This window comes from Serratia grimesii, assembly GCF_900186025.1.
GTDB classification, from domain to species: Bacteria; Pseudomonadota; Gammaproteobacteria; order Enterobacterales; family Enterobacteriaceae; genus Serratia; species Serratia grimesii.
In genome coordinates this window covers 937,523-958,801 of record NZ_LT883155.1, presented here as the reverse complement: position 1 = coordinate 958,801, position 21,279 = coordinate 937,523, and the positions used below count along the sequence as shown (strand labels likewise).

Annotated in this window: 19 protein-coding genes; 4 read left to right on the top strand and 15 right to left on the bottom strand. The window is 54.0% G+C overall.

The window, feature by feature from the left end; translation table 11 throughout:
* Positions 1 to 87: 87 nt before the first annotated feature.
* The 3 genes from crl to gpt all read right to left on the bottom strand — a co-directional run bounded on the left by crl (position 88) and on the right by gpt (position 2,482).
* Positions 88 to 489 (bottom strand): sigma factor-binding protein Crl, encoded by a 402-nt coding sequence (gene crl, locus SGBXF1_RS04465; protein WP_037423417.1) that lies wholly within the window; start codon positions 487 to 489, stop codon positions 88 to 90.
* A gap of 60 nt (positions 490 to 549) precedes the next feature.
* The gene (frsA, locus tag SGBXF1_RS04460) at positions 550 to 1,797 is read right to left on the bottom strand and encodes an esterase FrsA (RefSeq protein WP_061806727.1); all 1,248 of its coding nucleotides are present in this window, start codon (positions 1,795 to 1,797) and stop codon (positions 550 to 552) included.
* A 226-nt stretch (positions 1,798 to 2,023) separates the two neighbouring features.
* Positions 2,024 to 2,482, bottom strand: coding sequence for a xanthine phosphoribosyltransferase (gene gpt, locus SGBXF1_RS04455; protein ID WP_037423424.1), 459 nt, complete (start codon positions 2,480 to 2,482; stop codon positions 2,024 to 2,026).
* A gap of 324 nt (positions 2,483 to 2,806) precedes the next feature.
* Between gpt and pepD the strand changes: the two genes are divergently transcribed.
* Positions 2,807 to 4,267: a beta-Ala-His dipeptidase gene (gene pepD, locus SGBXF1_RS04450; RefSeq protein ID WP_061806726.1), complete on the top strand. Its 1,461-nt coding sequence runs from the start codon at positions 2,807 to 2,809 to the stop codon at positions 4,265 to 4,267.
* Between the two features lie 52 nt (positions 4,268 to 4,319).
* Here pepD and dinB read toward each other — a convergent pair whose 3' ends face one another.
* The gene (gene dinB / locus SGBXF1_RS04445; RefSeq protein WP_186427888.1) at positions 4,320 to 5,381 is read right to left on the bottom strand and encodes a DNA polymerase IV; all 1,062 of its coding nucleotides are present in this window, start codon (positions 5,379 to 5,381) and stop codon (positions 4,320 to 4,322) included.
* A gap of 195 nt (positions 5,382 to 5,576) precedes the next feature.
* Here dinB and SGBXF1_RS04440 point away from each other — a divergent pair, with 195 nt between their 5' ends.
* Positions 5,577 to 6,461 (top strand): glycerophosphodiester phosphodiesterase family protein, encoded by an 885-nt coding sequence (locus SGBXF1_RS04440; protein ID WP_186427887.1) that lies wholly within the window; start codon positions 5,577 to 5,579, stop codon positions 6,459 to 6,461.
* A gap of 739 nt (positions 6,462 to 7,200) precedes the next feature.
* Here SGBXF1_RS04440 and nqrM read toward each other — a convergent pair.
* Genes nqrM through SGBXF1_RS04400 form a run of 8 tightly spaced genes read right to left on the bottom strand, consistent with a single transcriptional unit; the run spans position 7,201 to position 14,310 of the window.
* The gene (gene nqrM, locus SGBXF1_RS04435) at positions 7,201 to 7,428 is read right to left on the bottom strand and encodes a (Na+)-NQR maturation NqrM (RefSeq protein WP_037423064.1); all 228 of its coding nucleotides are present in this window, start codon (positions 7,426 to 7,428) and stop codon (positions 7,201 to 7,203) included.
* A 7-nt stretch (positions 7,429 to 7,435) separates the two neighbouring features.
* Entirely contained in the window at positions 7,436 to 8,467 is a 1,032-nt protein-coding gene (locus SGBXF1_RS04430) for an FAD:protein FMN transferase (RefSeq protein WP_037423061.1), read from the bottom strand.
* Positions 8,468 to 9,691 carry an NADH:ubiquinone reductase (Na(+)-transporting) subunit F gene (nqrF, locus tag SGBXF1_RS04425; RefSeq protein WP_037423058.1) on the bottom strand — a complete coding sequence of 408 codons (1,224 nt, stop codon included), beginning with the start codon at positions 9,689 to 9,691 and terminating at the stop codon, positions 8,468 to 8,470.
* 15 nt (positions 9,692 to 9,706) lie between these two features.
* Positions 9,707 to 10,303: an NADH:ubiquinone reductase (Na(+)-transporting) subunit E gene (nqrE, locus tag SGBXF1_RS04420; RefSeq protein WP_012005400.1), complete on the bottom strand. Its 597-nt coding sequence runs from the start codon at positions 10,301 to 10,303 to the stop codon at positions 9,707 to 9,709.
* Between the two features lie 6 nt (positions 10,304 to 10,309).
* The gene (locus tag SGBXF1_RS04415) at positions 10,310 to 10,939 is read right to left on the bottom strand and encodes an NADH:ubiquinone reductase (Na(+)-transporting) subunit D (protein WP_020825369.1); all 630 of its coding nucleotides are present in this window, start codon (positions 10,937 to 10,939) and stop codon (positions 10,310 to 10,312) included.
* Positions 10,932 to 11,726 (bottom strand): Na(+)-translocating NADH-quinone reductase subunit C, encoded by a 795-nt coding sequence (locus SGBXF1_RS04410; RefSeq protein WP_037423050.1) that lies wholly within the window; start codon positions 11,724 to 11,726, stop codon positions 10,932 to 10,934. Before SGBXF1_RS04410 ends, SGBXF1_RS04415 begins: the two co-directional genes overlap by 8 nt.
* Positions 11,716 to 12,957: an NADH:ubiquinone reductase (Na(+)-transporting) subunit B gene (locus SGBXF1_RS04405; protein WP_037423048.1), complete on the bottom strand. Its 1,242-nt coding sequence runs from the start codon at positions 12,955 to 12,957 to the stop codon at positions 11,716 to 11,718. The genes SGBXF1_RS04410 and SGBXF1_RS04405 overlap by 11 nt, the downstream gene beginning before the upstream one ends.
* 3 nt (positions 12,958 to 12,960) lie before the next feature.
* The gene (locus tag SGBXF1_RS04400; RefSeq protein ID WP_186427886.1) at positions 12,961 to 14,310 is read right to left on the bottom strand and encodes a Na(+)-translocating NADH-quinone reductase subunit A; all 1,350 of its coding nucleotides are present in this window, start codon (positions 14,308 to 14,310) and stop codon (positions 12,961 to 12,963) included.
* A gap of 577 nt (positions 14,311 to 14,887) precedes the next feature.
* Here SGBXF1_RS04400 and dpaA point away from each other — a divergent pair.
* The gene (gene dpaA, locus SGBXF1_RS04395; RefSeq protein ID WP_037423045.1) at positions 14,888 to 15,658 is read left to right on the top strand and encodes a peptidoglycan meso-diaminopimelic acid protein amidase; all 771 of its coding nucleotides are present in this window, start codon (positions 14,888 to 14,890) and stop codon (positions 15,656 to 15,658) included.
* Here dpaA and SGBXF1_RS04390 read toward each other — a convergent pair.
* A complete protein-coding gene (locus SGBXF1_RS04390; protein ID WP_037423042.1) occupies positions 15,590 to 16,396 on the bottom strand; it encodes a class II glutamine amidotransferase in 807 nt (268 codons plus the stop codon). The two genes, dpaA and SGBXF1_RS04390, sit on opposite strands and share 69 nt — an antisense overlap.
* Positions 16,397 to 16,497: 101 nt before the next feature.
* Positions 16,498 to 17,079 carry a D-sedoheptulose 7-phosphate isomerase gene (gene lpcA, locus SGBXF1_RS04385; protein ID WP_004949058.1) on the bottom strand — a complete coding sequence of 194 codons (582 nt, stop codon included), beginning with the start codon at positions 17,077 to 17,079 and terminating at the stop codon, positions 16,498 to 16,500.
* A 245-nt stretch (positions 17,080 to 17,324) separates the two neighbouring features.
* Between lpcA and fadE the strand changes: the two genes are divergently transcribed.
* On the top strand, positions 17,325 to 19,781 hold the full coding sequence (gene fadE, locus SGBXF1_RS04380; protein ID WP_061808656.1) for an acyl-CoA dehydrogenase FadE: 2,457 nt from the start codon (positions 17,325 to 17,327) through the stop codon (positions 19,779 to 19,781).
* 250 nt (positions 19,782 to 20,031) lie between these two features.
* Here fadE and mtnK read toward each other — a convergent pair whose 3' ends face one another.
* Positions 20,032 to 21,231, bottom strand: a complete 1,200-nt coding sequence (gene mtnK, locus SGBXF1_RS04375) for an S-methyl-5-thioribose kinase (RefSeq protein WP_037423039.1) — start codon at positions 21,229 to 21,231, stop codon at positions 20,032 to 20,034.
* Between the last annotated feature and the right edge of the window lie 48 nt (positions 21,232 to 21,279).

Genomic DNA, 21,279 nt, shown 5'->3' with positions numbered 1-21,279 from the left:
TAATGCTTAGGGACTTTGTAACAGGAGAGACGCGTTATGCCAACAGGCACAACGCGAAATCAGCAGAATACTTGTGGTCAAACGGGGTCAGGCGGAAAGTTTAATCAGTTTTTCTTTGAAATCAGCGGCAGGCTCTAACGTCAGTTCCATTGTGGTCAGCAGCTCGCCCAAGCGACGGTGGAAATCACGCAGGGTGGTTTCCAGCTTGGTTTTGACTTCAGTATCCTTAATCTTTTCCGGCGTCCAATGCCCTTCTTTATCAAACAGGCCGAACTGATAGGCGTAAGTAAAGCGCGTATCTTCAGCATGCAGTTCGATCCACCAGCCCCAGAATTCGCGCTTCTCTGGCGCGGGCTTAACATTGACGCAAACGGCTAAACAATCAAAGAAAAAACGGTCGTTCTCACACTGCCCTTCACGCAGATACGGCCCCAAGCTGGCGAAACGTTTCATTAGTCGGCTTTTAGGGTGACCACTCGGTAACGTCATTCTTTAACCTCCTCAATGTAGACCACTCTTTTTAACAAATTGTTAAAATTTAGCAACTATTTAACGCATTTTATCTTTCATCCAATGTGTCATTTGCAGCAATGCCTTGTGGAAACTGCTGTAGACAGGTGCGCGCGGTATGGCGATCAGTTTGCCGTCCATAGAAGACGACGCGATCAGTTGCGACTCCTCTTTCGGGCTGAGCGGATCTTGATCCCAGTAACCGGCCAACATCGGCGTCGGACAGCGGCGGCCCAGCAACCCTTGGGTTTTCAGCGAATAGCTATTCAGCTCAATCTTCAGCACGTTATCCGAAGCGTTGGCCATGCCCATACGGCTGGCCAGCACGTCCATATACATGTCCGGTACATGTCGCTGCGTGTTGATGTCACACAGCAGGCGGTGCACCACCGGCCCCAGACAAGCCACACCCCGTAGCCGCTGCGGCTCCAAATAGGCCAGACGGACTGCTACGTTGGCGCCGAAACGGAAACCAAACGCAGTGACGCGCTGATGATCAACCCACGGCACCGAGGCCAGTTGAGTGAGCACCTGCTGGTGCAGGAAGCTGGAATCTTGCGTCAGTTTCCACTTGTAAGAAGAACCGATGGAAGGCATATCAATGGTCAGCATGGCAATGCCATGTGGCGCCAAATAGTCACGGAATAAGCGGTGATAATCGGTCTGTAGCGTGTCCAGACTGCCGCACATCAGCACCGTTGGGAACGGCGCTTCGCCTTTTTCCGGCATGTGCAGGAAGCCGGTAATGCTGCTGCCGCCTTCGATGCGGAACTCCAGTTCTTTCAACTGGTACGGCAGTAACAACGCAGCTTCTTCGTAGGCCCGGTTAGAGAGCGCCTCGGCCTGTTCGGCCAGTTCGTCCCCTTTCAGGTGCGGGTAACCGGCAATGCTGTAAAAGTTGGCCGCATTGAGCCAGTACTGCCCGCCGATCAAGGGGTCCTGTTGTTCCAGTGCACGCTGCTGCCAGAGCATGCCCTGATGCACCCATTCGTAGATCCAGTTACCGTTACGGTAACCGACTACGGTATCCAGCCACTTGTCGTTGGTGTGTTCCACATCAGCAACCGCAATGCGCGCCAGCACTTCGTTGATCTCAATCGGATCGACACCGCGCCAGGCCCACATCAGTGGGTTAAGCATGCGATACCAGTTGCTGACGGTATTGCCTTCTAGTGTGGAATGCAGTTCTGCACTGACTTTGTTGCGCGCACGCATGACCAGCGTCGAGGTCTCTGGGTGCTTAAATGAGGGTTTGAACAGGATTTCAGAAAGGTTGGCCTGTGCCATGGTAACAACAGCCTCCGTAAATCTGGCCGTAGGCCGCAAACAGCCTACTAATTAACTCGAGGTAGTGTACCGAACTCTGGCGCGATATACCCGTCATACTTGAAGCGGTATCTGCACCAGCAGCACTCGCTGGCTGCCTTGATGCACATCCTATGGTCCAGGGGCGAATATCAGAAACAAAAACGCCCGGCAGAGCCGGGCGTTTTCACGAATCAGTGTGGCGAACTTAACGGCCGCCGATCGGTGGCACGAAGGTCACCGCCATGTCCCATGGCTGTTCGATCCAGGTGTCTTGCGGGATATCAACCACATAGTCATCCACCAGCGGGCGGCCTGCCGGCTTGGCGAAGATAGTGACGAAATGCGCTTTCGGGTACATTTCACGGATCGCTTTCGCAGTACCGCCGGTATCCACCAGATCGTCGATCACGATAAAGCCTTCACCGTCGCCTTCTGCGCGCTTGAGCACTTTCATTTCGCGTTGGTTGTCATGGTCATAGCTGGAAATGCAGACGGTATCCACGTGGCGAATGCCCAGTTCACGTGCCAGTAAGGCAGCCGGTACCAGACCGCCGCGGCTTACGGCAATAATGCCAGTCCATTGCTCAACCGGCAGCAGGCGGTGAGCCAGTTTGCGCGCTTGCATTTGCAGCATGTCCCAGGTAACAACGTATTTTTCGCTCATAGAATGGTGTCCCAGCCAGCAGTGGTGCGGCTTACTCAGTAATCAGGGGAAAAAAGGTTGCGCGAGATTATAAAGACTGACCGCATCAAATACCAGTTGTACCTGGAATTTCATAAGTATTTCATATGGTGATTGATGCTGAATAAATGAACAATGGCGAGTCAAACGAGTGTGATCAAGCGCTTGAACAGCGCAATACGGTACGGGCACCGCCCCGAATAAAGTGATATTCTCTGGAGATCGTGCCAAAGCTGCACAGATGCCCCTAACCCTAACCGAGCGGCATTCCCGCACTGCCGAGAATGCTGTTACAGGAGACTTATAGTGTCTGAATTGTCTCAACTTTCACCACAGCCGCTGTGGGATATTTTTGCCAAAATCTGCTCTATTCCGCATCCTTCTTATCATGAAGAAGCGCTGGCACAGCACATCCTCGAGTGGGCGAAAGAGAAACACCTGCACGCCGAACGTGACCATGTAGGCAACATCCTGCTGCGTAAACCTGCCACCAAGGGTATGGAAAACCGCAAACCGGTCGCCCTGCAGGCGCACCTGGACATGGTGCCACAGAAAAATAACGACACGGTGCACGACTTCACCAAGGATCCGATTCAGCCATACATTGACGGCGAGTGGATTAAAGCACGCGGGACCACGCTGGGCGCCGACAACGGCATCGGTATGGCTTCTGCACTGGCAGTGCTGGCCGACGACAGCGTTGAGCACGGGCCGCTGGAAGTACTGCTGACCATGACCGAAGAAGCAGGTATGGACGGTGCATTCGGGCTGCAAGCTAACTGGCTGCAAGCGGATATCCTGATCAATACCGACTCTGAAGAAGAAGGCGAGATCTACATGGGTTGCGCCGGTGGTATTGATTTCATCACCACCCTGCCACTGCAGCGCGAAGCGGTACCTGCCGGTTACCAAACCCTGAAGCTGACGATCAAGGGTCTGAAGGGCGGTCACTCCGGTGCCGATATCCACGTGGGTCTGGGCAACGCCAACAAACTGCTGGCACGCTTCCTGTTTGATCATACCGCTGAGCTGAACCTGCGCCTGCTGGATCTGAATGGCGGTACGCTGCGCAATGCTATCCCGCGTGAGGCCTCTGCGGTGGTTGCCGTACCGGCCGAAAAAGCCGATGCGTTGAAAGGACTGACCCAGGTGTTCCTGGCAACCTTGCAAAATGAACTGGCCGCAAAAGAGAAGAACATTACCGTACTGCTGGAGCCAACCACAAGTGCGTCTCAGGCAATGACCGCCGACTGCCAGCAGCGTTTCGTCGCGCTGCTCAATGGCACGCCAAACGGCGTGATCCGCATGAGCGACGCAGTAAAAGGCGTGGTAGAAACCTCACTGAACGTGGGCGTGGTCACCACCAGCGACAGCGAAGCAGAAATCATCTGCCTGATCCGCTCACTGATCGACAGTGGTAAAGATTATGTGGTAGGTATGCTGACCGCTCTGGGCCAGTTGGCTAACGCCAAAGTGGCACCTAAAGGTGGTTACCCGGGCTGGCAGCCTGATGCTGACTCACCGGTCATGCATCTGGTGCGTGAGATCTATCAGGATCTGTTTAACAAAACACCAAACATCATGGTGATCCACGCCGGTCTGGAATGCGGTCTGTTCAAAAAGCCGTACCCAAATATGGATATGGTGTCGATTGGGCCAACCATCACCGGGCCACACTCGCCGGATGAGCAGGTGCATATCGAAAGCGTGGGCCTGTACTGGAAACTGCTGACCGCACTGCTAAAAGCGATCCCGGAACGCGCGTAATATTACAGATGACTTAGTGATCAAACCAAGGGCGCAAATATTTGCGCCCTTATTATTCCCATGGCAGCAGCAGTTGCCGCTCAAGTTGGGGATCCAGTAGCGTTACGTGCAACCCGACCAGACGCACACCACGCCCTTCACGCCGCTCACGCCATACCTGCCGTGCCACGTTGATCAAGTCGTCTTTATTCAGCACCGGCCAGACATGTTCCTGCGTGGTTTGCTGAAAATCCTGAAACTTCAGTTTTACCCCTTGCCGGGCGATATGCAGATCCGGTTTCACTTTACGCAACCGCATCTCCAGCTCGGGATAGAGCTTATCGACGATCAATGTTTCGCACTCTTCCCAGTCATGGATATCTTCCGCCAGCGTACGCTCTACTCCCACCGATTTGCGCAACCGTTCCGGCGAAACCTCGCGCAGATCGATCCCCTGACAGCGTTCCCACAGCACTCGGCCAAACTTGCCGAAGCGCTTTAACAAGGCAACCAGATCGTACTGCTGCACATCTGCGCAGGTGATCAGCCCCACTTCTTCCAACCGTTTCGCGGTCACTTTGCCCACGCCGGGGATTTTGCTCAGCGGCAGCTGCTGTAAAAATTCCGGCACCTGTGCTGGCGTGATGACGTATTGGCCATTCGGCTTGTTCAGCTCTGAAGCAATTTTGGCGAGGAACTTGATGGGCGCGATACCGGCTGACGCAGTGAGGTTCAGTTCATCGGAAATAGCCTGACGGATTTGCTGGGCGATCAGCGTCGCCGAGCCGTTGCACTGGGTGCAGTCGGTCACATCCAGATAGGCTTCATCCAGGGATAGCGGTTCAATCAGTGGGGTATAGCGCGCAAAGATTTCGCGGATATGTTGTGAGGCTTCTTTATAGGCAGCCATACGGCCGGGCAACAGTTTAAGATGCGGGCAAAGCTTGAGTGCCATTGCCGTCGACATCGCGCTGTGCACACCATAACGGCGTGCCGGATAATTGGCGGTACTGATCACCCCACGTCGGTCGGCACTGCCGCCGATCGCCAACGGAATATCGCGCAAACTGGGATCATCGCGCATTTCTACCGCAGCGAAGAAGCAGTCCATATCGACATGAATGATTTTACGCATCGCGCCTCCAATAACACTGTATAAGTATACAGGCAAAAATGGAAAGCTCAAGCCTCGGTTCAGTTCGGAGAAAACAGGGTTTCAACCAATTATCTTCGACTTGTTAAAAAAGCGTAATTTTTCAATAGTACGCTGTGGAAATTAATTACCTCAGTGACTGACAACAATAACGCTTCGCACAGGATGGCACCCTACATGAAAACATTATCGGTCTATTTGTTCGCTTCTGCCTTATCCCTGATATCTATTGCCGCTCAGGCTGCCCCCGCCATTATTGCACATCGGGGTGGCACCGCCGACGCACCTGAAAACACCCGCGTCGCCATTGAAACTGCATTGAAAAACGGCGCCGACGCTATTTGGATCACCTTGCAGGAGTCCAAAGACGGTGCAATCGTGCTGTACCGCCCTTCTGATCTGAAAGCGCTGACCAACGAACAAGGATTGGTGTCCGCCTTTACCGCCGCGCAGTTGGCAAAAGTCGATGCAGGTTGGTCATTCGCCAAAGATGATGCACACCCGTTCCGGGGAAAAGGTATTGGCATTCCAAGATTGGATGAGATTCTGGATGCTTTCCCCAAGGTCAACTTCTATCTGGATATCAAGTCACCGGACGCTGATCCTGTTCAATTCGGCAAAGCCCTGTTGGCGACATTGGAGAAGACCAACAGCTTGGACCGCACACGCGTGTATTCCACCGATGCCAAATATCTGCAGGCGCTACCGAAAGCCATTAAACGCTTTGAGACCCGCGATGAAACCCGTGACCTGCTGGCAAATATCAGTCTGTCGCATCAGTGCGAGCTGAAGCCAGACAATCAGCAACCGCGTTGGTACGGGTTGGAGCTGAAGCGTGAAGTAGAAGTGGTGGAAAAATTTACGCTGGGTGAAGGGCGTTCCAAGGCGTTTTTAACCTGGGATAAAGAATCGATCGACTGCTTCCGTTCGCAAGGGCCGGCACACATTATTCTGTTCGGTATTAACTCACCGGCGGAATATCAGCAAGCGCTGGCGCTGGGTGTAGATGGCGTGATGGTCAACTCCCCGGCCGAGGCGAAGAGTTTCCGTCAGGCCAAATAATTACGCTGCATACGCCTAATGCCGTTCAGTTAAGCCTGACAGATTATTTGTTGGTATCTGTTAGTTGCGTGTAAAGGGAATTGCCACAAACGTAGGGCAATTATCTGTAAGAACAATGTCCGGCAATTGGAGGGGCCGAAGGCGCGGCCCCTCCAACCCCGCCTTCGCTTAACACCCTCAGTCTGCTACGCAGATACCCTTGCGGCGTCACCGTTGTCGGGCGGGTCGTCTACGACAAACGTCCCTGTTTGTCTCGCCTCAACCGGCCTTCCCTGGCCGGTTGCCCCTGACAACGCCTCCTTGCTCGGCAGACGGTGATGCGCGCTCAAGGTCAACACCCGCATTGGCTGCCACCGGGCAACATATGTCATCAGTTTGACGTTGCGTGATGAAAGACAGTGAAAATGATGAGATGAGCACGCTGTTGGGCGCCCTTGAAGACGCCGAACGCAGGAGTGGCGCATAGGCGAAACCGCCATGGACGGCGGTTTCAGGCGAGACAGGCAGGGACGCCTGTCGTAGCCGGCCGTGATGCGGCGTGACGAAGAGAGGGAAGTTGGCGAAGCCAACCGTCTGATGGGGCAAAGGCGCGGGTTGCAAGGGACCGCGCCTACGGTCCCTTGCTCGGTCGGAGCGTATAAACCGCATAAAACCGCGTAGGTTTATCGACCGAAACGTTGCTCACACGCTTGGATAAACACTAACTGACAAGCATTTACGCCGCTTGCTTCCCAGTTATTCAGAGGATCCGGTGCTTTTCCAACTGCTTCTGACGCATCGCCTCTTTCTCCAAACGCTTCTTACGCGCATCGCAAGGCTCCGGGCAATCACACACTTTATCCATCCCCAGCGCTGTAATACCACCACAGCTGCCTTGCAGACTCTTGCGCTTGAACACATAGCCCAATGACATTCCGCCGACAATCAGCAGAAACAACACGAAGCTGGCGACAAATACGGTCAACATAGCGACCTCACGAATTGTTGTTCAAATAGGGTTTAAACGCATCGGAGTAGCGCTCTTCAAAACCGGTCGCGGTTTTCACAATCATGAACACCGGGATCCCCATCAGATTCGCCAACGCCATACCGCGTTCCGGCCCCAAAACGTTCAGCCCGGTCGACAAGCCATCGGCAGCCATACAGGTAGGGCTTAGCACCGTGACCGACACTAAATGGTGATGGATCGGTCGGCCTGTGATTGGATCGATAGTATGCGAATAGCGCACGCCGCCCTGCTCGAAGTAGTTGCGGTAATCGCCCGACGTGGCGATCGACATCTCGCCCGGCTGGATCACCAGTTGCGCCTTCTGCTCCATACCCGCCGTCGGCCGTTCAATGGCGATACGCCACGGCTTTTTCTCACCGTTGTGGCCGCGAGTACGGACTTCGCCGCCAATATCTACCATATAGTTTTTGACCTGCTGCGATTGCAGATACTGGGCAATCACATCCACACCATAGCCTTTCGCGATCGAAGAAAGATCTACGTATAACTCAGGAATGCTCTTAACCAACGCATTGCCCTGCACCGACAATTTGTCGATACCGGTCCAGGCGCGACGCTGCTCCAGTTCGGCAGCGCTCGGTACCTTTTCCGGTCGCCCTTCAGGTCCGAAACCCCACAGATTAACCAACGGCCCGACGGTCACATCCAGTGCACCGTCGGTGACGCGGTTGATCCGTAGCGCTTCCAGCACCACTTCAGTCGTGGCGGCAGAGACCGGGAAAGGTTTATCCACTACGCGGCTGGCATTGAAGCGGCTCAGTTCAGAATCAGGCCGGTAGGTCGACATTTGATCGTTGACCAACTCCAACCGCTTGTCGATCTCCGCCTGCATTTTGGCGGCAGACGGCGTGTCATCGCCGGTAACATAGCGGATCGAATAAGACGTCCCCATGGTTTTACCATCAAGATTCACCTGCTCCGGCCCGCAGCCAGTCAATAACAGGGTGGCGCTCAGCGCCACCGTCGTTATTAACCCCTTCATTGCCCATCCACGCATTTAGCCACCAAAGTCATCAAGCATGATATTTTCGTCTTCGACACCCAGATCTTTCAACATCTTGATCACCGCAGCGTTCATCATTGGCGGACCACACATGTAGAACTCGCAGTCTTCCGGCGCGGGGTGATTTCGCAGATAGTTTTCCAACAGAACATTATGGATAAAGCCAGTGTAACCCGTCCAGTTATCCTCAGGCTGCGGATCGGAAAGTGCCACATGCCAGGTGAAGTTCTCGTTCTCTTCCTGCAACCGGTTGAAATCGTCCTCATAGAACATTTCACGCAGTGAACGCGCACCGTACCAGAAGGTAATTTTGCGTTTCGACTTCAAACGATTGAGCTGGTCAAAGATATGTGAACGCATCGGTGCCATACCCGCACCACCGCCGATGAAGATCATTTCAGCGTCGGTGTCCTTGGCGAAGAACTCACCGAACGGACCTGAAATGGTCACCTTGTCACCGGCCTTCAACGACCAAATGTAGGAAGACATAATGCCCGGCGGCACATCCGGATCACGCGGTGGCGGCGTGGCGATACGCACGTTGAGCATGATGATGCCCTTTTCGTCCGGGTAGTTCGCCATCGAGTAGGCACGCACGGTGGTTTCATTAACCACCGAACGGTAGCGGAACAGGTTGAACTTGTCCCAGTCACCACGGTACTCGTCCGGCACGTCAAAATCGGCATAGCTGATATCGTGTGCCGGCGCTTCGATCTGGATAAACCCACCAGCGCGGAACGGCACGTCTTCACCGTCAGGGATTTTCAGTTTCAGCTCTTTGATAAAGGTGGCTTTGTTATCATTGGAGATAACCTCGCACTCCCATTTCTTCACGCCGAAGATCTCTTCCGGTAACTCGATTTTCAGGTTCTGCTTCACGTTCACCTGACAGGCCAGTCGACAACCTTCTTTCGCTTCACGCTTGTTGATGTGCGACAGTTCGGTCGGCAGAATATCGCCGCCGCCCTCTTTGATCACGACTCGACACTGACCGCAAGAACCGCCGCCGCCACAGGCAGACGAAACAAAGATCCCTTGGCTGGAGAGCATATTCAGCAGCTTGTCACCCGCCGGAGCAGTAAAGCTTTTGTCCAGATCGCCGTTCACTTCCACCGCAATGTCACCGGTGTTCACCAGTTTTGATTTGGCGAACAGGATGAGCAACACCAGCACCATGACGATGCCGGTAAACATCGCGACGCCTAAAATAATTTCCATAAATTCTTCCCGCCTTTACAACTGAACACCGGAGAAGGACATAAAGCCCAACGCCATCAGCCCGGTGGTGATAAAGGTAATGCCCAAACCGCGTAACCCTGCGGGGACATTGGCATACTTGAGTTTTTCGCGGATACCCGCCATCGCGACAATCGCCAACATCCAGCCGGTGCCGGAACCGAAGCCGTACACCACCGATTCGGCGAAGTTGTAGTCACGTTGCACCATGAAGGAAACGCCACCGAAAATGGCGCAGTTCACTGTGATCAATGGCAGGAAAATGCCGAGTGCGTTGTACAGCGACGGGAAGAAGCGATCGAGGATCATCTCCAAAATCTGTACCAACGCGGCAATTACGCCGATAAAGGTAATGAAGTTGAGGAAGCTCAGATCAACACCTTCCACCAGCGCGCCATCACGCAGGATCAGGTTGTAGACCAGGTTGTTCACCGGTACGGAGATCCCAAGCACCAAGGTCACCGCGATGCCCAAACCAAAGGCGGTCGATACCTTCTTCGACACGGCCAGGAAGGTACACATCCCCAGGAAGAACGCCAACGCCATGTTCTCAACGAACACTGCGCGTACAAACAGGCTGATATAATGTTCCATCGGCCATTACTCCTTTTCGATCTGCGCTGGTTTCAGGGTGCGTAGCGCCCAAATCAGCAGGCCGATGATAAAGAACGCACTCGGTGCCAGCAGGAACAGGCCGTTCGGCTGATACCAACCACCGTTCTGCACCGTTTCCAGCACGGGAATACCAAACAGCTTGCCAGACCCGAACAGCTCGCGCAGGAAACCGACCAACACCAGGATCACCCCGTAGCCCAGGCCGTTGCCGATACCGTCCATGAAACTCTCGATTGGCGGTGACTTCATGGCATACGCCTCAGCGCGGCCCATCACAATACAGTTAGTGATGATCAAACCGACAAACACTGATAGCTGTTTGGAGATCTCGAACGCATAGGCACGCAACAGCTGATCGACCACAATGACCAATGAAGCGATAATTGCCATCTGCACGATGATGCGCACACTGTTTGGAATATGGTGACGGATCAGTGAAATAAAGAAGCTGGAAAACGCCGTTACCAACGTCACTGCAATGGTCATCACCACTGCGGTCTCCAGCTTGGTAGTCACTGCCAACGCAGAACAGACCCCAAGCACCTGCAAGGCGATCGGGTTGTTGTCGAACAGCGGCCCCAAAAGGACCCGTTTAATCTCTTTGGAATCAGCCATTTTTCAGCGCTCCTTCACGAACTTTTTTCAGGAACGGGCCAAAGCCGTGCTCGCCCAACCAGAAGTCAAAAGTATGCTGCACACCGTTGGAGGTCAGCGTGGCGCCGGATAAACCGTCTACCCCGTGTTCATCCCCCTGACGCGCTCCGCCTTTCACTACGCGGATCGCCGGCTGCCCGTTGTCGTCAAACAGCTTTTTCCCGATCCACTGCTGGCGCCAACTGGCATTCTCAACCTCACCACCCAGCCCCGGGGTTTCCCCTTGCTGGTAGTAAGTAATGCCCTTCACCGTGTTGCCGTCGTTATCTAACGCAACAAAGGCGTACATCATCGACCACAGACCTGTGCCATAGACCGGCAATACAATTTTGTTCACCGTACCGCTGTCGTCACGCACCAGGTAAATTTCTGCCTGATTACTGCGGCGTTTGATACCCGCCGGATCGTCAGCCGCCGGCAGCGCCGCGCTTTTGCTATCGTCACGCAATGCCGCAGCCAGATCGAACGTAGCCGCTTTGCCGGTTACAAACTCGCCGCTGTTTAAATCCAGCAAACGTGGTTCGATGCGTTGTGTGAACAACGCTTTAACCTGCTCGCCTTCCATCTTCGGTTGCAGCAAGCCTGCTACATCGAGGATGTTGCGCTGTTTATCGAGTAATTTCTGTTCCTGCTGTTTGGACTTCAGGCCGACGGCGGAACCCGCCACCACCACAGAACACACCAGACACAGCAGCAATACCACCAGCAGCGTTTTACCGATGCTGTCGTTTTTAGATTCATTCGCCACGGGCTTTTCTCCGCTTGATGTTGGCCTGCACCACCAGATAATCGAACAGCGGCGCGAACAGATTGGCGAACAGAATCGCCAGCATCATCCCTTCCGGATAGGCTGGGTTGACGACCCGAATCAGCACACACATCACGCCAATCAGGATGCCGTACCACCATTTGCCTTTGTTGGTAAACGAGGCAGAAACCGGATCGGTGGCCATAAAGATCATGCCGAAGGCAAAACCGCCTAACACCAGATGCCAGTACCACGGCATGGCAAACAACGGGTTGGTAGTAGAACCAATGGCGTTGAACAGGAAGGCGGTCGCCATCATGCCCAGCATCACGCCAGCGACAATGCGCCAGGACGCTACGCGACCAAACAGAATTATCGCGCCACCAAGCAAGATCATCAGCGTAGAGACTTCACCGACTGAACCGGGAATGTTGCCGAGGAAGGCATCCATCCAACTGATAGACTGGCCAGTAGCCACGTTACTCAGGCTGTGTGCCCCACCTGCGCTCCACTGCGCCAGCGGTGTCGCGCCGGAGAAACCGTCAGCGGAGGTCCACACCAGATCACCGGAAATCTGTGCCGGATAAGCAAAGAACAGGAACGCACGCCCAGCTAACGCCGGGTTAAGGAAGTTACGTCCCGTACCACCAAATATCTCTTTCGCGACCACCACACCGAAGGTAATGCCCAGTGCGGCCTGCCACAGCGGCAGCGTTGGCGGTACGATCAACGCAAACAGAATAGAGGTAACGAAGAAGCCTTCGTTAATCTCATGCTTGCGAATGACGGCGAACAGCACCTCCCAGAAACCACCGACCAGGAACACCACGGCGTAAATCGGCAGGAAATAGCAGGCGCCCAGCACCATTTTGCTGACCCAGCCTGCATCTGCCGCCAATGAGGCACCCAACCATTGTGCCAACCGGTAGTGCCAATCCCCTGCCAGCACCTGCTGGAGTTGATCGCCACTGTAAAGGTGGTGCAATGCAGGAATGGCTTGTTGGCCGACGTTGTACATCCCCCAGAACATTGCCGGGAACACCGCCAACCACACCAGGATCATCATACGTTTCAGATCAATGGCGTCGCGTACGTGCGAAGCGCCACGTGTCACCAAACCAGGGGTATAGAACACCGTGGTCGTCGCTTCAAACAGCGGGTACCACTTTTCCAGCTTGCCGCCCGGTGTGAAGTGATGCTCGATTTTTTCAAAAAAGTTCTTCAGGCCCATCGGTTATCCTTCCTGCTCAATCTTGGTCAGCACATCGCGCAGCACCGGAGCGTATTCATACTTGCCGGGGCAAACGAAGGTGCACAGCGCCAGATCTTCTTCATCCAGCTCCAGACAGCCCAACGCCTGTGCGCTGTCACTGTCACCCGCCAGCAGGTCGCGCAGCAGCAGGGTCGGTAGGATATCCAGCGGCATCACCCGCTCGTAGTTACCGATCGGCACCATCGCACGCTCACCGCCGTGGGTAGTGGTCGAGAAGGCAAACAATTTCTTCTTCAGGAAGTGGCCCAGCGTGGTGCGGGTGATGGAGAATTTATCCGGCGACGGCGCGATCCAACCGAATAACTCTTTATCGCGCCCTTCCTGCAATACAGAAACCAGCGAATGGAAACGGCCAAGGTAAGCGTTCGGTCCGGCAACGTGGGTACCGCTCAGCACTGAGCCAGAAATCACGCGGTTCTCACCGGCTTTCAGACGACCGGCAGTCAGTTCATCAAGGCTGGCCCCCAACCGGGTACGCAGCAGCACAGGGTGTTCCACTTGCGGCCCGGCTAACGCGACCACCCGATGGGTATCGAGTGTACCGGTGGTAAACAGGGTGCCAATGGCGATCACGTCCTGATAACCGATATGCCAGACGGTCTTTTTCAAACTGACTGGTTCGAGGAAATGAATATGAGTCCCCACCAGCCCCGCAGGATGCGGGCCGGCGAACTCGTTATAGGTCACCTGTGCATCGGGTTGTTTACCCAGATTCACGCCGGCTGCGTGACAAACATGCACCTTGCCGTCGGTCATGCGCGCCAATACAGACAGCCCAGCGTTGAACGCCGCTAACTGCTCAGCGATGATCACCTGCGGATCGGCAGCCAGCGGCTGGCTGTCCATGGCGGTAACGAAAATCGCGCGCGGGGTGGTACCGGGAGCCGGTGTTTTACTGAATGGACGGGTACGTAGCGCAGTCCACAGGCCACTGGCGAGCAATTCGCTTTCGACTTGTTCACGCGGCAACATGGCGAGTTCAGCCGTTGGATAATGGGCAAACTCCAGTTGGTCATCGCCGCCGTTTTCAACAGCAATCACGACCGACTGCAATACGCGCCGCTCACCACGGTTGATTGCCACAATACGGCCACTGGCAGGTGCGGTGAAGAAAACACCGGGTGTCTTTTTATCTTCGAACAGCGCCTGACCTTTCTTAACGCTATCGCCTTCCTGCACCAGCATGGACGGGCGCATTCCGACGTACTCTTCCCCAAGCAGGGCGACATGCTGAATTATTGGGCCGTCCTGAATCGCCTGAACCGGTGTTCCGGCAATTGGCAGATCTAACCCTTTTCTGATTTTAATCATAGGATTTATACGATGTTGGTTAGTTTCACACGTCTTACCGGCCCCAGAGGCTGGTACTGACGATGCCTGGATGATGAGGCTACTGATGCAGCCTCTGGGTTGGGCGCAACGGCATCACGCTCAACATGAAATCTTTCGCACTGACAAAATGGGGTAACGTACATTCCGTTGATTAACTCCTGCATCCATTTTGCGCGATAAAAACGCTGTTAATATTTTGTTGCCGCTGGATGTCCATGCAATAGGCAGGGTGATAACGTCAACACCTCTACTCCGCGACCGTAACAGCAGATTAATTCGAGCCGGAATATTAACATTTTCCACAACATTTTTCTGCGTTGGGCAGTGACCTGAGTCAAGCAAACGCAATTAAATTTCGGCTGTTTTACACCACTAATCGTTAAAATCTGCCTGTCGATTCACTTTTATCGAAGTTTGTAGTTTTTTTATACACATCGCATATTGCTAAAAAAGAACACACTGGTAATCTGACGGTGTTTTAAGACCGTAAAACAATAATCAGTGGCATGTTGGCCATGTGTATTGAGCCAGCAGATAAATATAAGCAGGAATAATAATGAGAAAAATCGCACTGTTGTTTGCGATGCTTTTTTCTATGCCGATGATCACGGCCTGTAGCGCCAGCGAGCAGGTTCCCGAGGTTCCGGTAGTTAAACAGCAATTAGTCGGTTCACCGGTCTATATTCAGATTTTCAAAGAAGAACGCACGCTGGAATTGTATGCTAAAATGGGCAACGAATTCCGCCTGGTGAACTCTTTCCAAATCTGTAATTTCTCCGGCGGCCTCGGGCCGAAACGCCGTGAAGGTGACTTTAAAAGTCCGGAAGGCTTTTATAGCGTTGACGCACGTCATCTGAAACCCGACAGTAAGTATTATCGGGCAATAAATATCGGCTTCCCTAATGATTACGATAAGTCACAGGGGTATTCCGGCGCATATCTGATGATCCACGGCGAATGTAAATCGATTGGTTGTTATGCGATGACCAACACCTATATGGATGAGATTTACCGTTACGTCGAAGCTGCATTCGCTTACGGTCAGAGCCGGATTGATATCAGTATCTATCCGTTCCGCATGACCGATCAGAACCTGAAACGCCACAGCTCATCCAACTACATTACCTTCTGGCGCCAGTTGAAACCGGGTTATGACTACTTCGTCAAAAACCACCAGCCGCCGATGGTCAGCGTAGCCAATGGCCAATACGTCTTGGGTCAACCCGTGCTGAGCAGCAGCCAGATGACGCAATATGCGTCAACCACGGCTCCCGCTGTCAGTACCAATCCCTTCGCTCAGACCAAGCCGCTCACCGAAGTGAAATAGCGCGAATTCGCCTGGTGCAATCTTGTGCCAGGTTTCATTCGCCGTCAGTGGCTGGGTAGCGATCACCGTGACCACATCATTAGGTGTGGTCTGCTGCTGAAAATCAATCTCAACATCCTGATCGAGCAGCGTAGCTTTACCAAAGGGTGCGCGACGGGTAATCCAATACAAGTTGGTGGAGCAATAAGCCATCACAAAGCGCCCATCCGACAACAGCATATTGAATACCCCCTTTTGACGCAGTTGATCTGCCAGCAGAGCGATATAACGGAATACCGGTGGCCAACGGCTTGGGGTGCGCGGGTATTTCAGTGACAGCTGATGCAGCAGCCAGCAGAACGCATACTCACTGTCAGTCTGGCCAACCGGGCGGAAAGTGCCGGTTTCCATCTGGCGATAGCCTTTCAACTGACCATTGTGTGCGTAGGTCCAATTACGTCCCCACAGTTCACGGGTGAACGGGTGAGTATTTTCCAGCGAGACTTCGCCACGGTTGGCCTGACGGATATGTGAAACCACCGCACAGGATTTGATGGGGTATTCCTGCACCAGGCGGGCTATCGGCGAGTCGAAACTCGGCTGGGGATCCTTAAACGTGCGGCAACCGTTCCCTTCGTAGAAGGTAATGCCCCAACCATCTTTATGTGGCCCGGTACGGCCACCGCGCTGAACCAACCCGGTAAAGCTAAAGCAAATATCGGTCGGTACGTTTGCGCTCATCCCGAGCAGTTCACACATCGCCAGCACTCCTTAACCACACTGACACCGTCTATCTATACGGACGCGGTATGCGGCGCCCGTACTATAATTAATGAGGGACGAATGTCCCTCGGCAGCTATTACGCCTTAACCATCTCTTTTTCGATCAGTTGAATCAAGATGTGAATCGCTTTGATATGGATTTCCTGAATGCGGTCGGCATAGCCGAAGTGCGGCACACGGATTTCCACGTCGGCGGAACCCGCCATTTTGCCGCCATCTTTGCCGGTAAGGGTGATCACTTTCATTCCCTTCGCACGTGCCGCTTCGATAGCTTTAATGATATTGCCGGAGTTGCCGGAGGTAGAAATGCCCAGCAATACGTCACCTTCGCGGCCTACCGCTTCCACATAGCGTGAAAACACGTACTCATAGCCGAAGTCGTTGCTGACGCAGGACAAGTGGCTAACGTCGGAAATGGCAATCGCCGGATAGCCCGGACGGTTTTCACGGTAGCGGCCCGTCAGCTCTTCGGCAAAGTGCATAGCGTCACAGTGAGAGCCGCCGTTGCCGCAGGAGATGACTTTCCCACCGGCTTTAAAGGAATCGGCCAGCAGCACTGCTGCACGTTGAATCGCGTCGATATTGGCGTCGTCATTGATAAATTTTGCCAGGGTATCGGCCGCTTCGTTCAGTTCACTACGAATAAGGTCGTGGTACATGAGGAACCTCTTGTTATCGTCAATCTTCCGCCCCGCAGTGTAACGGATCGGGGAAAAACCGAGAAGCACTGTGAGTCAAACAGCACCGCGGTTGAGGCGCCAATGAGGTTTTTGATTATTGATGCGGTCAGTTTGTGACTTAAGTTGTAATTAAACTGTAAATGCATTGATAAAAATATGGGGTTGTACTAAAACCTATTACATACACACAACAGGTCAGACCTCTTGCCACTTTGGAGCTTCTTATGATGGTTCTTAGTATTGTTGTTTTGCTGGCACTCATTGGTGTGGTGTTTTATCACCGAGTGAACCTCACCCTCAGTAGCCTTATTCTTCTGGCATACACCGCTGCTATGGGCGCCATTGGTCTGTGGACCTTCTGGATGCTGCTGCCGCTGGCGATTATTTTGCTGCCACTGAACGTCACATCATTGCGTCGTTCAATGCTGTCTGCCCCGGCGCTGCGTGCTTTCCGCAAGGTAATGCCACCTATGTCCACCACCGAAAAGGAAGCTATCGAAGCCGGTACTACCTGGTGGGAAGGCGACTTGTTCCGCGGTACGCCGGACTGGAACAAACTGCATAACTACCCGAAACCGCAATTGACCGCCGAAGAGCAGGCGTTTATTGACGGCCCAGTGGAAGAAGCCTGCCGTATGGCGAACGACTTCCAGATCACCCATGAACTGGCAGATTTGCCGCCGGAACTGTGGGCATATCTGAAAGAACACCGCTTCTTCGCGATGATCATCAAAAAAGAATACGGCGGCCTGGACTTCTCTCCTTATGCACAGGCACGCGTACTGCAAAAACTGTCCGGCGTTTCCGGCATCCTGGCCATCACCGTTGGCGTACCTAACTCCCTCGGCCCAGGTGAACTGCTGCAACACTACGGTACCGATGAGCAGAAAAACCACTACCTGCCAGGTCTGGCCCGTGGCGATGAGATCCCTTGTTTCGCCCTGACCAGCCCGGAAGCGGGTTCCGATGCCGGTGCCATTCCGGACGTCGGCACCGTTTGTATGGGTGAGTGGCAAGGCGAACAGGTGCTGGGCATGCGCCTGACCTGGAACAAACGCTATATCACGCTGGCACCGGTTGCGACCGTGCTTGGCCTGGCGTTCAAACTGTATGACCCGAATCACCTGCTGGGCGATAATGAATCACCGGGTATCACCTGTGCGCTGATCCCAACCAGCACTCCAGGTGTTGAAATCGGTAACCGCCACTTCCCGCTGAACGTCCCATTCCAAAACGGCCCGACTCGCGGTAATGACGTGTTCGTGCCTATTGATTACATCATTGGCGGGCCAAAAATGGCCGGTCAGGGCTGGCGTATGCTGGTTGAGTGCCTGTCGGTAGGCCGTGGCATCACCCTGCCTTCCAACTCCACCGGTAGTGTGAAGTCCATGGCGCTGGCTATTGGGGCATACGCCCATATCCGCCGTCAGTTCAAGCTCTCAATCGGCAAGATGGAAGGTATCGAAGAGCCACTGGCGCGTATCGCCGGTAACACCTATGTGATGGATGCAGCGGCTACGCTTATCACCAGCGGCCTGATGCTGGGCGAGAAACCGGCCGTGCTGTCGGCTATCGTGAAATACCACTGTACCCATCGCGGTCAGCAGGCAATCATTGATGCAATGGATATCGCCGGCGGTAAAGGCATCATGCTGGGTAAATCCAACTTCCTGGCCCGTGCCTATCAAGGTGCACCTATCGCCATCACGGTTGAAGGCGCCAACATCCTGACCCGTACTATGATGATCTTCGGTCAGGGCGCTATCCGTTGCCATCCTTACGTGCTGGACGAAATGGCTGCGGCGCAAAAGAACGACCTGAACGCCTATGACAAATTGCTGTTCGGTCATCTGGGCCACGTAGGCAGTAATAAGGTACGTAGCTTCTGGCTGGGCCTGACCAACGGTCGCACCAGCAGCACACCAACCAAAGATTCGACCCGTCGTTACTACCAACAGTTGAACCGCCTGAGTGCAAACCTGGCGCTGCTGTCGGACGTATCCATGGGCGTGCTGGGTGGCAGTCTGAAACGTCGTGAGCGTATCTCCGCCCGCTTAGGGGATATCCTCAGCCAAATGTATCTGGCTTCCGCGGCACTGAAACGTTTTGAAGATGAAGGCCGTCAGAAAGACGATTTACCGCTGGTACATTGGGCCGTACAGGATAGCTTGCATCAGGCAGAACAAGCATTGGACGATCTGCTGCGCAACTTCCCGAACCGCTTTATCGCTGGCGTGATGCGCCTGGTGGTCTTCCCGTTGGGCCGCGTGCATACCGCACCGTCTGACCGACTGGATCACCAATTGGCCAAGATCATTCAGCAGCCGTCCGCCACACGTAGCCGTCTGGGTCGTGGCCAGTATCTGACGCCAAGCGAGCACAATCCAGTGGGTCTGCTGGAAGCCGCACTGGCTGACGTAATCGCCGCCGAGCCGATTCACGACCGTCTGTGCAAAGCGGCCGGCAAGAATCTGCCGTTCACCCGATTGGATCGTTTGGCACAGCGTGCACTGGAAGAAGGCAAAATTAGCGCGGATGAAGCGAAGATCCTGGTGAAAGCCGAAGAGAGTCGCCTGCGTTCCATTAACGTTGATGACTTCGAGCCGGATGCGCTGGCGGCCAGTAAGCCGGAAAAGTCGCTAAAGCTGGATAAGCGCCAGAAACACACCGAAGCCGCGTAACTGCAATCAACTGACTTACCCAGGGGCGATAATCATCGCCCCTTTTCTCTTTCTGGTTCTATTCAAAAATGCAGCAAGAACGGGACGTTCCGAGGCTGATGCTTATCTGCATCACACTGGGAGACGCGGAGGTTGCCGCCATTTTGGCTTACGAACCCGAAAGGTAAGGCAAGCCAGCGGTTGAGCTTGCCCCACCTGTTGATTGTTGGCGATGGATCCATCAGCTCCCTTCTTCAGGATATCCGGCAGACTAGCCGTTCTGGCGAATACGCGCCAGCAGGGCGTCGATATGTTCGATTTGCGGTGCATTGACGATCAGCGCACGGCCCAACCCTAAAGCATTACGCTGACACTCAAGGCGCATCTCGGCATCGTCTATGCTGTCCAGATCGGCAACATGCGCCAGGCCAATAGTGCGACGGATCAGCTCACTGCCACAGTAGCCTACCGCATCCGTCCACACCTGCTGCAGGAACTGTTCGGCATAGCCTGGTACTGCCAACGCAAGTTCACGGGTCTGTTGGTGACATAACGCCAGGAAACGATCAGAGAAAATCAGCCAAAGTTCGCGTACATCTTGTAAACGCTGCTCACGCCCTGCGGCGGCATCACGCGGCCCTAAAAGCCCCGGCAAGCCACAGTAATTCAATAACAGGTTCCCCAGCACGCTACCGACATCAAAGCCGATCGGGCCATAGAAACCAAATTCTGCGTCTATCGCCTTCAGTTTACCTTCCGCGACAAAAATCGAGCCACTGTGAATATCGCCATGCAGCAGCGCTTCTGCCTTGCTCAAAAAGCGATGTTTCAACCCGGCGACAGCCAGTTTTAGCGGCGCATCATGACGCAGTTCAAGCACCTGCGGCAGCAGTGCTGCATCGAACTGATTACGTTCATGATCAATATAGGGATCGGTAAAGAACAGATCTTCAGTGATCTGACACAGTTCAGGATTGGTAAAACGGCTGACCTCAGCTTTTTTCTGCTGGGCCGACTGATAAAAGTCGGAGGTATGGAAGAGGGTCTGGGCCAAATATTCCGCCAGTTGTCCAACCGCCAACGGGTAATACTTGCCCTTGAGCAATTCGCTGCGCCAGATGTGATGATCAGAAAGATCTTCTTGTACCATCACCGCCAGCTCGGGATCGTGATGGAGTACCTTTACCGTATGCCGTGGACAAAAACCACCGTGGATCAACAGGGTCTCTGCTTCAATACGCGCACGATCCAAGGTCAATGGCCAAGATTCCCCCACGCAACGTACGTACGGAAGTGCCTGTTTGACGATCACCCGGCTTATACCGTCACGATCGCGGATCTTGAACACCAGGTTCAGGTTACCGTCGCCAATCTCGTCGGCGCTAACGAGCGCGTGAGGATCGGTGAGTTGCCCGTATTGACGTGCATACTCAACAGCATCGGCAGCAGTAAACGTACGATAATGCGACATACCCAACCCCTCCTTCCTTTCTCACTGGCGTAGCAATTTTATTTTTTT

What these genes read in the sequence shown, in the direction of transcription:
- SGBXF1_RS04400 (WP_186427886.1), bottom strand. Translation starts at nt 14,310, where the DNA reads ATGATTAAAATCAGAAAAGGGTTAGATCTGCCAATTGCCGGAACACCG.
- nqrM (WP_037423064.1), bottom strand. Translation starts at nt 7,428, where the DNA reads ATGTTGACCGTATTTGTCGCCAGCTTCGTGTTGTTTCTGCTGATTGTC.
- nqrF (WP_037423058.1), bottom strand. Translation starts at nt 9,691, where the DNA reads ATGGAAATTATTTTAGGCGTCGCGATGTTTACCGGCATCGTCATGGTG.
- SGBXF1_RS04415 (WP_020825369.1), bottom strand. Translation starts at nt 10,939, where the DNA reads ATGGCTGATTCCAAAGAGATTAAACGGGTCCTTTTGGGGCCGCTGTTC.
- gpt (WP_037423424.1), bottom strand. Translation starts at nt 2,482, where the DNA reads ATGAGCGAAAAATACGTTGTTACCTGGGACATGCTGCAAATGCAAGCG.
- SGBXF1_RS04440 (WP_186427887.1), top strand. Translation starts at nt 5,577, where the DNA reads ATGAAAACATTATCGGTCTATTTGTTCGCTTCTGCCTTATCCCTGATA.
- dinB (WP_186427888.1), bottom strand. Translation starts at nt 5,381, where the DNA reads ATGCGTAAAATCATTCATGTCGATATGGACTGCTTCTTCGCTGCGGTA.
- mtnK (WP_037423039.1), bottom strand. Translation starts at nt 21,231, where the DNA reads ATGTCGCATTATCGTACGTTTACTGCTGCCGATGCTGTTGAGTATGCA.
- crl (WP_037423417.1), bottom strand. Translation starts at nt 489, where the DNA reads ATGACGTTACCGAGTGGTCACCCTAAAAGCCGACTAATGAAACGTTTC.
- SGBXF1_RS04430 (WP_037423061.1), bottom strand. Translation starts at nt 8,467, where the DNA reads ATGCGTGGATGGGCAATGAAGGGGTTAATAACGACGGTGGCGCTGAGC.
- dpaA (WP_037423045.1), top strand. Translation starts at nt 14,888, where the DNA reads ATGAGAAAAATCGCACTGTTGTTTGCGATGCTTTTTTCTATGCCGATG.
- lpcA (WP_004949058.1), bottom strand. Translation starts at nt 17,079, where the DNA reads ATGTACCACGACCTTATTCGTAGTGAACTGAACGAAGCGGCCGATACC.
- fadE (WP_061808656.1), top strand. Translation starts at nt 17,325, where the DNA reads ATGATGGTTCTTAGTATTGTTGTTTTGCTGGCACTCATTGGTGTGGTG.
- SGBXF1_RS04405 (WP_037423048.1), bottom strand. Translation starts at nt 12,957, where the DNA reads ATGGGCCTGAAGAACTTTTTTGAAAAAATCGAGCATCACTTCACACCG.
- SGBXF1_RS04390 (WP_037423042.1), bottom strand. Translation starts at nt 16,396, where the DNA reads ATGTGTGAACTGCTCGGGATGAGCGCAAACGTACCGACCGATATTTGC.
- nqrE (WP_012005400.1), bottom strand. Translation starts at nt 10,303, where the DNA reads ATGGAACATTATATCAGCCTGTTTGTACGCGCAGTGTTCGTTGAGAAC.
- frsA (WP_061806727.1), bottom strand. Translation starts at nt 1,797, where the DNA reads ATGGCACAGGCCAACCTTTCTGAAATCCTGTTCAAACCCTCATTTAAG.